Below are 12,060 nucleotides of genomic sequence, written 5' to 3'. Positions count from 1 at the left end.
TTCCATCGATGGCGTCTCGCCTTGCTTTCCGTCTGGGTTTCGGTCGCGGTCGCCCAGGCGCAGTCCACGGACCCGGCCGTCGTCGGCCAATGGACGCCCGTCAAGAAGTGGCCCTACTCCGCCGTCCACACCCACGTGCTTCCCACCGGGAAGGTGATGTTCTTCTCCGAGTTCGCGGATGGAGACAATCCCTACCTCTGGGACCCCACCACCGACGCGCTCACCCCCCTGCCCAAGGCGGGCTTCAACATCTTCTGCTCGGGCCACGCCTTCATGGCGGACGGGCGGCTGTTCATCGCCGGAGGCCACATCGCGGATGACTCGGGCCTGCCGTACGCCGCCATCTTCGACCCCTTCAAGCTCACCTGGACGCGGCTGCCCAACATGAACGCGGGCCGCTGGTACCCCACCGTCACCACCCTGCCCAACGGCGACATGCTGGTGATTGGTGGCGCCAAGGAGGACCGCACCAAGAACCTCATTCCCCAGGTGTGGCAGACGTCGAAGGGCTCCTGGCGGACGCTCACCGGCGCGAGCCTGGAGCTCATGTACTACCCGTGGATGTTCGTCATGCCCTCGGGCAAGACGCTCATGTCCGGCTACTGGAGGCCCTCGCGCTATCTGGACACGGACGGCGTGGGCGCGTGGACCAGCGGCCCGCGCACGACCTACACCGCCAGCCGCAACTATGGCAGCGCGGTGATGTACGACGAGGGCAAGGTGCTCATCACCGGCGGCGACAACCCGCCCACCAACAACGTGGAGGTGCTGGACCTCAACGTCACCAAGCCCGCGTGGCGCCCCGTCGCCCCCATGCGCTACGTGCGCCGGCAGCACAACAGCACCGTGCTCCCGGACGGGACGGTGCTCGTCACCGGCGGCCACGGCGGCCCCGGCACGGACAACCCCAACTACCCCCGCCTGGAGACGGAGCTGTGGGACCCGGTCAAGGAGACCTGGTCGCTGCTCGCCCCGCTGGGGACCTATCGCGGCTATCACTCCACCACGGTGCTCCTGCCCGACGGGCGCCTGTTGTCCGCCGGCAGCCGCAACGTGAAGACGATGCAGGTCTACTCGCCGCCGTACCTCTTCAAGGGCCCGCGTCCCACCATCTCCTCCGCGCCCGCGGCCATCAGCTATGGGGAGACCTTCCGCGTCAACACGCCGGACGCGGCCAACATCACCATGGCGTCCTGGGTGCGGCTGGGCTCCGTCACACACGCGTTCGACGAGAACCAGCGCTTCATGAAGCTGCGCTTCACCGCGAGCGGCGGCGGGCTCAACGTCGTCGCGCCCCCCAACCCCAACGTGGCGCCGCCCGGGCACTACATGCTGTTCCTGCTCAACGGGCGCAAGGTGCCGTCCGTCGCGAAGATCATCCGCATCGGCGGGGATGGCACCACGCCGCCGCCCACGGAGCCGCCGCCGAACACGGGCTTCACCGCCGTGGCCTTCGGCGCCGAGTGGAAGTACGACGACCGCAACGTCGACCCGGGCCCGACGTGGAAGACCGCGACGTTCAACGACAGCGCGTGGAAGAAGGGCCTGGCGCAGCTCGGCTATGGCGAGGCGGACGAGCGGACCGTGCTGACGAAGACGACGCCTGTGCAGCCGACGGTGTACTTCCGCAAGAAGTTCACCCTGCACGGCATGGTGGAGCAGGCCACGCTCAAGGTGATTCACGATGACGGCGTGGCGGTGTTCCTCAACGGGACGCAGGTGTTCAACAGCCTGATTCCCAACCCCGCCCACGCGGCCTACGCCCAGGGCGCCAGCTCCGACAACCACCTGAGCCAGACCACCATCCCCGGCATGCGCTTCGCGATGGGCGAGAACACGCTGGCCGTCATGGTGAAGCAGGCGAACGCCACCTCCAGCGACTTGTCCTTTGACCTGGAGCTGAAGGTGACGACGGACGGCATGCAGCACGACGCCCTCTTCCTGGAGAGCCCCAACGGCGGAGAGACGCTGCGGCCGGGCCAGTTGCAGACGGTGCAGTGGATGACCCACGGCGCGGGCGTCGACACCGTCGACGTGCAGTTCTCCCAGGACAACGGCGCCAGCTGGAGCACCGTGGAGACGGGCGTGTCGAACATTGGCTTCTACGAGTGGAAGGTGCCGCGCACGGAGACGTCCCAGGGCGTGCTGCGCATCCAGGATGGCGCCCGGCCGGACATCGAGGACAAGACGGACCTGCCGTTCACCATCACCGCCACGCCCCGGTTCAAGGCCATCGCCTTCGGGGAGTACTGGAAGCTCGACGACCGCAACGTGAGCCCTGGCGCGCAGTGGACCTCCCTGGGCTTCAACGACAGCGCGTGGCGGCAGGGGCCCGGCCGGCTCGGCTATGGCGACGGTGACGAGCACACGGTGCTCACCAAGACGAACCCCGTGCAGCCCAGCGTGTACTTCCGCAAGAAGCTCACCCTGGACGAGGCCATCCGCACCGCGCACCTCCAGGTGCTCCATGATGACGGCGTGGCCGTCTGGGTGAACGGGCGGCTCGTCTTCTCGCGCTACATGGACAACGGCGTGGAGCACGGCGCCTTCGCCAGCGGCGTGGTGAAGGACGCGGTCCTCAGCACCTTCAGCTTCGACGGCTCCGTCTTCGTCGAGGGGGAGAACATCATCGCGGTGATGGTGAAGCAGGCCAACGCGGAGTCGAGCGACGTCGCGTTCGACCTCGAGCTGGACCTCGAGGCCCGCTGAACCCGGGGCGTCACCGGCCCCGGATGTGGCTCAGAGCACCTTCACCGCTTTGACCATGTCCGGGGCCAGCTCCTCGTGCGGCAGGATGGAGAACCCGAGCTGCTTGCTGACGTTCTGCATGGCCCGGTTGCCCGCGAGGATGTCCGCGACGATGCGCCGCACACCCCACGCGCGGCCCACCTCCACCAGCCGGCGCAGCATCTCCGTCCCCAGCCCCTGGTGCTGCACCTCGTCGCTGATGAGGATGGCGTACTCCGCGTCCTCGGTGCCTCGCAGGCGCGTCAGGCGCCCCACCCCCAACAGCTCCCCGCCCTTGCGCTCGGCCACCAGCGCCAGCTCCCGCGCGTAGTCGTTGAAGCAGATGCGCGCCAGGCGCTCGTGCGCCACGCGCGTGCTCAGCTGCATCAGCCCCGCGTAGCGCAGGAACACCGTCTGCTCGGAGAGCGTCTTGTGGAAGCGCGCCATCGCCGGCTCGTCCTCGGGGCGGATGGGGCGCAGCATCAGCTCCTCGCCGTTCTTCATCCGGAAGGGCGCCACGTACTGCTGCGGATACGGCTCGATGACCAGCCGGGGCAGCTCGGCCTCCGTCACGGACGAAGGATGCAGCACCACGCGCGCGTCCAGTGCGAGCAGTCGCTCCGATGAGGCGAGCAGTGGATTGATGTCCACCTCCTTCACCCAGCGCTGCTCCACCACGAGCTGGCCGAAGCGCACGAGCAGCCGCTCCAGCTCCGCCAGGTCCACGGGCTTCGCCCCGCGCACGCCCTTGAGCGCCTGGAGGATGCGCGTCTGCTCCATCATCCTGCGCGCCAGCGTGGTGTTGAGCGGCGGGAAGCCCAGCGCCCGGTCCTTGAACACCTCCACCAGCGTCCCGCCCGCGCCGAACAACAGCACCGGGCCGAACTGCGGGTCCAGGCTGCTGCCCACGATGAGCTCGTAGCCGCCGAGTCGCACCATGGGCTGCACGGTCACTCCCGCGAAGGCGTCCCCTTGTCCCAGCTCCACCAGTCGCTCTCGGATGCCCCGGAACGCCGCGCGCACGGCGTCCACGTCCCGCAGGTCCAGCCGCACGCCCCCGACGTCCGTCTTGTGCGTCACCGAGAAGGAGTGGAGCTTGAGCACGACGGGGAAGCCCAGGGACTGGGCCTCGGCCACCGCGCCGTCCTCGGTCGTGGCGAGCCGCGTCTCCACCGTGGGGATGCCGTAGGCGGCGAGCAGCTGCTTGGACTCGTACTCCGTCAGCAGCGTTCGGCCCTGGGCCCGCGCGGCATCCACGAGCCCACGGGCCACGTCGCGACGCCCGGCGGGCTCCTCGGTGAGCGTGGGCGTCTCGTACAGGCCCGCGAGGTTGTACGCGTAGCGCCACATGTAATTGAAGATGCGCGCGGCCGTGTCGGGGTAGCCGAAGGTGGGGATGCCCGCGTCGTTGAGGATGCGCTCACCGGCGGCGACCTCGGAGCCTCCCATCCAGCTCGCCAGCACGGGCTTGTGCCCGAGCTTCGCGTAGGGCTTGAGCCGGTCCGCAGTCTGTGTCGGCTCCGTCATGTCCTGCGGCGTGAGGATGACCAGCAGGCCGTCGCTGTTCGGGTCCTTGCCCGCGACCTCGAGCGCCCGCGCGTAGCGCTCCGGGTCCGCGTCCCCCAGCACGTCCACGGGGTTGGCGTGGCTCCACTGAGGCGGAAGGAAGGTGTTCAGCGCGGCGCGCGTGTCGTCCCCGAGCACCGCCAGCTCGCCTCCGCCGGCCACGAGCGCATCGGTGGCGAGGACGCCGGGGCCTCCCGCGTTGGTGAGCACCGTGAGGCGACGGCCCGCGGGCCTGGGCTGCCGGGCGAGCGTCTCCGCCATGTAGAAGAGGTCGGAGATGGACTCCACGCGCAGCACGCCGGAGCGGCGGAAGGCGGCGGTGAGCACCTCGTCGCTGCCCGTGAGCGTGCCGGTGTGGGACGCGGCGGCCTGCGCGGCCTGGGCCGTGCGCCCGGCCTTGATGACGATGATGGGCTTGGTGAGCGCGACCTCGCGCGCGGCCGAGAGGAAGGCTCGCGCGTCGCCGATGGACTCCATGTAGATGAGGATGGAGCGCGTCATCGGGTCATCGGCCAGGTAGTCGATGAGGTCGCCCCAGCCGACGTCCAGCATGGAGCCCACGGAGACGAAGGCGCTGAAGCCCACCGACTCGCGCAGGCTCCAGTCGAGGATGGCCGTCAGGAGCGCGCCGCTCTGGCTGATGAAGGCCACGTTGCCCGGCCGGGCCATGGAGCCCGCGAAGGTGGCGTTGAAGCCCGTGGGGGGGCGCATCACTCCCAGGCAGTTGGGGCCGATGATGCGGATGCCGGCGGCCCTGGCAATCTGAAGCACCTCCTGCTCCAGGGCGGCGCCCTCGGGGCCCGTCTCCTTGAAGCCCGCGGAGATGATGATGGCGCCCTGGACGCCCACCTCCGCGCATTCACGGATGACGTCGGGCACGGCGGCCGCGGGCGTGACGACGACGGCCAGGTCCACCGGCTCCGGCAGCGCGCGCAGGGACGGCCAAGCGCGGATGCCCAGCACGTTGGGGCGCTTGGGATTGATGGGATAGACGGTGCCGCCGAAGGGGTTGCTGATGAGGTTCCAGAGGACGGTGCGCCCCACGCTCCCTGGACGCTCGCTGGCCCCCACCACCGCGACGCTGCGGGGCTTGAAGAGGACGTCCAGGGGCTGACGTGTGCGCTGCTGCTGGTGCAGCACGTCGTAGGAAGGGTCCGACTTCCGGGAGCCTGGGGCACGCGGGTCCATACGTCCGTGTCTCACGCGACGCGGGGCCCCACGCAAGGCTCTTGCGTGAAAAGCGTGTGGCACCCGTCATCCGTCCCGGCGAGAAGGGAGCCCCCTGTGGGCCTCAGTCGAGGCCGCGCTTGCCGTCGGCCCAGTAGGCCTTCACCTTCTGCCCCGCGTGGGGCGCGCCGCTGTCGCGCAGCGTGGCTCGCAGGGCCTGGATGGAGCGGGCACGCCCGGTCAGGACGAGCTGCGCGCCAGGGTGGCGTTCCAGCGCCGCGCGCACCCGCGAGGCCACCTCCTTCGCGTGTGCGTCCGAGGTCTGCCGCTCCACCACCGAGGCACCGGTGAGCCCCAGCTCCGTGAGCACGGACTCCGACTCGGCGCGCGCGGAGACCTCGAAGACGTATTCGACGTCGGCCGTGCTTGCCCGCAGGTTGCGCAGCGTGTGCGCGACGGCGAAGGACGTCTCGTCGCCGAAGAGCACCACGGGGCCACGCAGGGACTTCAGGTCGATGGAGCCGCGTGGCCCGAAGAACTGGCAGCGGTCCCCGGGCTTGAGGGCACGTCCCCACGCCGCGCCAGGACCGTCACCATGGAGATAGACGAGGAAGCGCGTGGCCCCCAGCGCCGCGTCCCAGCCCAGCGGCGTGTAGGTCCGCATGCCCTCGCCCGCGAGGTAGACCTGCACCTTGTCGCCTGGGCTCCACGCCACGTCCCGGAGGCCATCCCCCACCCACTCCACCCAGCGGAAGTGCGGTGACACCTCGCGGACGCGCTCCACCGTCGCCTCCCGGAAGAACAACCGCCCCAACAATCCGCCGATGATTCCCTGCCCCGAAGCCATGACTCGCTCTCCAGCACGACGTCTTTCCGAGAGGCCATTCTCCTCCTTCGCGCCGCCTCGCGGATGAACAGAGATGACGCTCAGATGAAGAAGTGTGAAGCGTCGAGAACCCTCAGTGGTCACTCAAAACCGGCCAATGAAGGTCCCCTGAAAGCGGCCAAAGGAGAGGGCCGAGACGTTGACGCCCGGGTACCAGGAGGCGGGTTCCCGTCAATCCTGGCGCATCCGTGAGGAGCTGTTAGTGGCGGCGCCATAGGAAGAGGGCGTCCCACAGGTTGTCATGGGTCATGTCTTGTCCGTGCGCCCATTCCAGGAGCACGTCCTTGCCCGGAATGAACTCGAACGAGCTCCAGAACCATTGCGCTTGCGGCGGATAACCCTCGCCCATCTTGAAACGTCCGGTCATGACCATCGTCGCAGTGGGTCCACCGTTTTCAAAGGCGTAGGGGCGGCTGACCAAGGTCATCCTCGGTGTCGCCATACCACTGGCGTCAACGTCCACATTCAACGCGCGCGTCGTGAGAAGCATCATCTGGCTGATGTGCCCACTAAAGACCCCGCGCAGTTCTGGACTCCAGGCGCCGGCGAGGCCCTTGGTGGTGGCGCGCTTCGCCATCGGCGAAGCCGGTTGCGTGTTGTCGGACTGCGCGTAGCCAGGGAGAAACTGTCGGCCCTCGACAAAATAGAAGTCGGGACGCGGCCCGGTACCGGGGACAGGGTATTTGTCACCGAGCTGGGCTCTGATTTGCTGAGTCAGGGTCATGTCGCCCAGGCCCACATGGTCGCGTGAGTGGCCACCGGCGTCGTACATGGTCGCAACCTTCGAGGTCGCCGCAGATGCCGGCAACGAGAGCTTGCTGATGAACATGTCGTGAAACCGCACAATCTGGCCCAGATCTCCGGTACCGGAAACCAGGGCCATCACGTCCGGATGCGCAGGAACCTCTGCGATGACGGTGACTGTGACGTCGATACCCTTCTCGCGATGCTGCTCGATCGTGCGCTCCAACGACGCGTAGGCCGCACTTGCCTTCTTCAGCTCCGCGCCCCGCACATAGCTGAGCTGGTCAGCGAGGAGCATCGACCAGGCGCTGCCCATCCTGGCACGGGTGGCATTGACTCTCTGCGCATGCGGCGAGGCTGTGATCGCATTGACAGGTGGCCCGCGCCCCTCAAATAGCGTCCTGGTGCCTCCGGGGCCGGACACAGGTCCGCCGCCAGTCGGGCCGGTTCCGCCGGTCTTGCCGTCGCTCGCACCGGTTACGACCTTGCTGACTGGTGGCCTGCGCCCCTCGATCGGCGTCCTGGTGCCTCCGGGGCCGGACACAGGTCCGCCGCCAGTCGGGCCGGTTCCGCCGGTCTTGCCGTCGATCGCACCGGTTACGACCTTCCCTGTGGGCACATTCCTGCGCACACCGCCGCTCTTGATGATGGACCCGCCGGCGCCTGGGTCGATCCGCTGTTCGAGACGCCCAGGCTGCACGCGCATCGGCATATTCCTGCTCCCGGTGGCTGGGAACGAAGGGTCGCGGACGCCGCCGCCGGGAAGTGCCGTGGGAGCGAAACCGCTGTTGCTCCCGCGGACCACCTTTGAGAAGCCCTGGCCCGCGCTGCGAAAGGCGACTGCGTCACCCCAGGTGCGCGGCACGTCGCCAGCCTTCCATGGTGCGCCCGTTCTCGGGTTGGTGCCTTGAGGAACTCTGTCCTTGTCAATCTTGAAACGCGCGGCCGCATCGGCGGCAAGCACATCCGACTCCGAGTGAATTCGCGCAGAGACCGTTGTGAGCCCCGCTCTGTCGGCCGCCCACAGGCGCCGGTGATCGAGCGATACCAGCCGCCCGTCACTCATCTTCACGACGTCCGCAGGACGCGAGATGTCCCACCCCCGCTGGCGCATCTGGGCTGCCATCCGGCCGAGGCTTACGCCGTCACCTGTCTTGAAGCTGATGTCAGCCTGGGTGTATTCGATCCTGGCGAGCTCGACCATCTGCGCATCGGCCGGAAGCTGAGGGCCGGAGCTGAGCTGGCGAGTTGGGGGAGCCGGCGCGCGCGCGATGGCGAGTGGAGCCCCGCCTGGCCGCCTCACGGGCGCCGAGCCGGAACCGCCCGTTGTCCCGGACTGCTGCATCACGTGGGTCAGCTCGTGGGCCAGAAGTCGCCGGTCCGAGACTGTTCGCCCCTCGCCAAGGACAATGTGGTGGCCGAACGCGAAGGCAACCGCGTCGACCGAACGAGCGGCGTCAGCAGCCTGCGCATCGGCATGGATACGGACCTTGCTGAAATCCTGGCCGAACCTCGGCTCGAACTCGGCGCGGACGGTAGCGTCCAGTGGCCGCCCGGGTGAGCGCAGAACCTCAGCCACACAGCCGGGTGCTGCGCCTGATTCGACGCGAGCCCCGGAGGCTGAGGATGCGCCTGGGCGCGGCTGAATGCTCTCGGCAACGCGATCCGCCTCATGCTCGAGAGGATGATCGAATGCGCCGACAACAAGCTTTGACGGCACGATGTCTGGCAGAGATCGCACCTGGGGTCGGTCCGCTGGGCGAGGCGCAGATATTGAGATCTTGCTGAAATCCCACGAAGCGCCGCGCGGCGCTTGCTCCTGAAGCAGGCTCGCCGCCTTGCCTGCACCGCCCGATGCCAGCGACGCAAGCGGCGAGGGCTGGGCCGTCGGTTGACGGGCTGGGCTTGCAAGTCCCTTGGTCGTCTTTGGAGCAAACATGAATGAAGCCTACTCCTTCTGTGGAGCATCGGCGGAATGGGAGCCCTGCAAGGTATGGGTTCGGCTGCGCGCGCGGGACGTGCGCACCTTTCGCCATGTCAGGCCCGGCGGGAGCTGAGGCAGTCAATGCAGGCGGCCCGGTGACGACCCACCTGGTGTCTCGAGAATCCGGTGCGGTACACGAGTCATCAATCTCCTACGCCGAACCAAAGACCTGCGCGAGATAGTGCTTCGAGCACGCCGCCCATTCAGGATTGTCGAAGAATGCTGCCTCGACCCAGTGGTGTATGAAACGCATGGCAAAGCCGCGCTGCAAATAGTCCTCGACGCCCACGGGCAGCGGCCGGATCTCTCCGACTCCGTCGAGTGGCACGAAATGCAGCCGGTCTAGGACCCGGCCCGATTCCATTTCGAGGCAGACCGCGAACTCGCCCTCGCAGTAATCGAAGGGCACGAGGCGGTCGAGCAACTCACGCGCCTCCGGAAAGGAACCGTACGGGTCGAGCAGTTCCGCTCCACGTCGGCCGTCGATGCCGTCGACGCATGTGGAAACAGGGAGGACGTTCGCCTCTCCGCCAACGATGTCGATCTCGCGGTCGAGATACTCGATTGCGGCGCCTTGTTGCAAGCGCCATCGGATCTGCATGAAGTCAGCCTGCGCGTAGAAGCGCTCGAGTGCCGGGGGCAGTGTCAGAGTCTGTCGTACGCGGGCGAGCTCGGCGCCATTGTGGCCATACGTCAGCACGCACCGACCCGCTTTCGCCACCGAGGAAGCCGCGAGGGGCGCGATACAAGCATGGAATCGGTCCGAGACCGGATTATCGCTCATCGATGGATGATACGAGAGGAGACACGTTTGTCGAGCTGCGCCACCCAACGGCGCCATTCCGTTCACCGCGACGAGCCTGTGTCAGGGCGTCGTTTCGACGGTCGTCCCGGGCTCGCTCCGCTACCACAGGCCATCAACATGAGAGTGTTCAGCCGATGCGCTGCATCTCCTGCCCACCCGTTCCTGGGCCTCCACGAGTGCAACAAACGCTGGCATGCCACAGGCGTCGTCGCGACAGAGGCACGCAGCTTCGGGAAGTTCCATCATGCGTATACGGGCAGCGTCACTCGCAGCGAAGTAGCCGCACTTCCTGGTACCCGGCGAAGGGCGCTACGTTGCCGCCCTCCCGGTACATCACCTTGTCGCGGAGGCGCTTCGCGGCTGCGATAGCACCCCGAGCCGCTACGGATTCGCCAGGACGCCCAGGTCCGAAGACACGACGGGACCGGACGTCATGACACCGCAGCGGGAAGCGCCATCCCCGGTCGTGGGGTTGAACTCGTTCAAGAAGACGACCCGCAGTGAGTAGCCCGGGGCGGCGCCGAAGACGCCGCGAACGCGCTGCGCATCCGTGGCCGTGTCATTCACACCGAAGCGCACCGACGCGTTGCCGAACATGTTGTTCGCCTTGAACGTACAGCCCGGCGTGTATTGGAACGTCGACGTGGTGAGCGCCGTCGGCCATGTGCGCGCCAGCAAGCGGGCGATGGGCTGGCCATACCAGACGGGGTTGGAGGCACGGCTCAACGTCTGCGGATTCGGCCACGTGGTGGAGCCGTAGCGCGGAACACCATTGGGGCCCGAGTAGAGCGTCGTCTGGGGCGTCACGCCGGCGACGTAGTCATTCAAGCCCAGGCCGCTCGCGAGCAGCGTCAGGTTCTCCCCCGAAGGGAACAGTGTCGAGCCCCGGCTCATGTCGAACGCGTCGTACGGGACGTTGATCTTGATGGAGGGCGCCGGCAGCCTGAGGTTGACGAGCAGTTCGTTGGTGCGCGTCGTCGAGCCATCGAAGAACAACTGCACGGAGCTCGCCTCCGGGAACGAATCGATGATGGACTCCTCGATGGTGGAGCTCATGCTGCCCGCCGCCTCACTCTCGATGACGTCGTAGATGAGGTTGGGGATGAGGCCCAGGATGGGAACGACCTGCACCGCGTTGCAGAGGAACGGCCAGTCGAGGCTTGCCTGGGGCGCCGTCACCCAGTCCACCGAGATACCCGTGAAGTCCGCCTTCAGCTTGAACGTGCCATAGGCCCGAATCGTCGGGTCACACCAGTTGTTGATGTCCGTCTTGAACTTGAACGAGAAGCCCACGCCATTCGTGGTGACGGAGAGCTGGAGGCTGCTCGGGTCGTAGTCGTAGATGCGGCGCATGGAGCCATCCGTCGACATGATGACCGTTGAGTTCGTCTCGCCATTGAACTTCGTGTAGAGCGCCTTGCCGAACATGTTCCACAGCTCGGTCCGAGAGAAGCCGATGGGCGCGGCGACGTCACGCGCCTCGACGGTATCCACCTGCACCATCGGGAAGCTGTACGTCGCGACGCCGCTGCCGAAGGTGCGCCCCACGGTGATGGTGACCTGGTTCGTGGTGCCGTCTCCCAGATAGGGGAAGAAGATCCACAGGTTGTAGCCATAACGGCTGGGGTCCGCGGGCTGGTACGAAGCATCCGTGGCCGAATACCAATAGCCATCCGTATAGTCCGGCGTCAGGACACGCGTGCCGACCTTGACCTCCTTGATGTACGTGCACCTGTCGGTGATGAGGTCGAAGCGCAGGCCATTGGCGGAGACGTACTCGATGCCGCCTCGGCGGATGCGACCACTCTCCGGATTCCAGTTCGCGGGGGCACCGCCGCCCATGGGGAGGGCCTGGGGGCTCATCAGCGTATTGCTGAAGATCTGCGGCGTGGTGCCCGCGTTGCCACACGCATTCTGAAGGGTCCACCCGCCGCGGGTGGCCGCATCTGTCCGCGCGGAGAGCGTCTCGGCTTCGGGTTCGGGGAGTCCCTCCTGACCACAACCCAAGACGAGCGACAGGAGCAGCAAAGCAGAAAGACGGCGCAACGAACGCATGGAGAGCCTCGAGTGGAGTGGATGATCCCTGGCGCCGAGCGCAGACACGGGCCAACGGTCAAAGACGGTCGCAGCGTATCTACACTTCCGCCCGCAGCGAGGCTTCCGCACGGGCGCCAGATGCTT

Annotated in this window: 6 protein-coding genes and 1 pseudogene; 1 reads left to right on the top strand and 6 read right to left on the bottom strand. The window is 67.3% G+C overall.

From position 1 onward, the window contains the following. Nucleotides 1-21 precede the first annotated feature (21 nt). On the top strand, nt 22-2,709 hold the full coding sequence (locus VZQ01_RS35650; protein WP_426745875.1) for a galactose oxidase-like domain-containing protein: 2,688 nt from the start codon (nt 22-24) through the stop codon (nt 2,707-2,709). 30 nt (nt 2,710-2,739) lie between these two features. On the opposite strand, the gene VZQ01_RS35645 is transcribed toward VZQ01_RS35650, so the two are convergent. The 6 genes and pseudogenes from VZQ01_RS35645 to VZQ01_RS35620 form a co-directional block, all read right to left on the bottom strand. Continuing rightward, a complete protein-coding gene (locus tag VZQ01_RS35645) occupies nt 2,740-5,481 on the bottom strand; it encodes a bifunctional acetate--CoA ligase family protein/GNAT family N-acetyltransferase (protein WP_426745874.1) in 2,742 nt (913 codons plus the stop codon). Between the two features lie 103 nt (nt 5,482-5,584). Next, nucleotides 5,585-6,307, bottom strand: coding sequence for a siderophore-interacting protein (locus tag VZQ01_RS35640; protein ID WP_426745873.1), 723 nt, complete (start codon nt 6,305-6,307; stop codon nt 5,585-5,587). A gap of 238 nt (nt 6,308-6,545) precedes the next feature. Continuing rightward, complete coding sequence (locus tag VZQ01_RS35635) at nt 6,546-8,294, bottom strand: hypothetical protein (RefSeq protein ID WP_426749046.1); 1,749 nt, start codon at nt 8,292-8,294, stop codon at nt 6,546-6,548. A 183-nt stretch (nt 8,295-8,477) separates the two neighbouring features. Continuing rightward, nucleotides 8,478-9,029 (bottom strand): annotated as a pseudogene (locus VZQ01_RS35630) (eCIS core domain-containing protein); the annotation flags it as partial. Nucleotides 9,030-9,225: 196 nt separating this feature from the next. Beyond that, nucleotides 9,226-9,774 carry a hypothetical protein gene (locus VZQ01_RS35625; protein WP_426745872.1) on the bottom strand — a complete coding sequence of 183 codons (549 nt, stop codon included), beginning with the start codon at nt 9,772-9,774 and terminating at the stop codon, nt 9,226-9,228. A 486-nt stretch (nt 9,775-10,260) separates the two neighbouring features. After that, nucleotides 10,261-11,934: a hypothetical protein gene (locus VZQ01_RS35620; protein WP_426745871.1), complete on the bottom strand. Its 1,674-nt coding sequence runs from the start codon at nt 11,932-11,934 to the stop codon at nt 10,261-10,263. Nucleotides 11,935-12,060 lie beyond the last annotated feature (126 nt).

This window comes from Myxococcus faecalis (assembly GCF_050039385.1).
In the GTDB taxonomy this organism is placed as follows: Bacteria; Myxococcota; Myxococcia; order Myxococcales; family Myxococcaceae; genus Myxococcus; species Myxococcus fulvus.
The sequence above is the reverse complement of the archived record's forward strand: the minus strand, read 5'-3'. Positions and strand labels throughout refer to the sequence as shown.

Bases quoted from the DNA above. Each gene is read 5' to 3' on its own strand.
- VZQ01_RS35645 (WP_426745874.1), bottom strand. From the start codon at position 5,481: ATGGACCCGCGTGCCCCAGGCTCCCGGAAGTCGGACCCTTCCTACGAC.
- VZQ01_RS35640 (WP_426745873.1), bottom strand. From the start codon at position 6,307: ATGGCTTCGGGGCAGGGAATCATCGGCGGATTGTTGGGGCGGTTGTTC.
- VZQ01_RS35635 (WP_426749046.1), bottom strand. From the start codon at position 8,294: ATGGTCGAGCTCGCCAGGATCGAATACACCCAGGCTGACATCAGCTTC.
- VZQ01_RS35620 (WP_426745871.1), bottom strand. From the start codon at position 11,934: ATGCGTTCGTTGCGCCGTCTTTCTGCTTTGCTGCTCCTGTCGCTCGTC.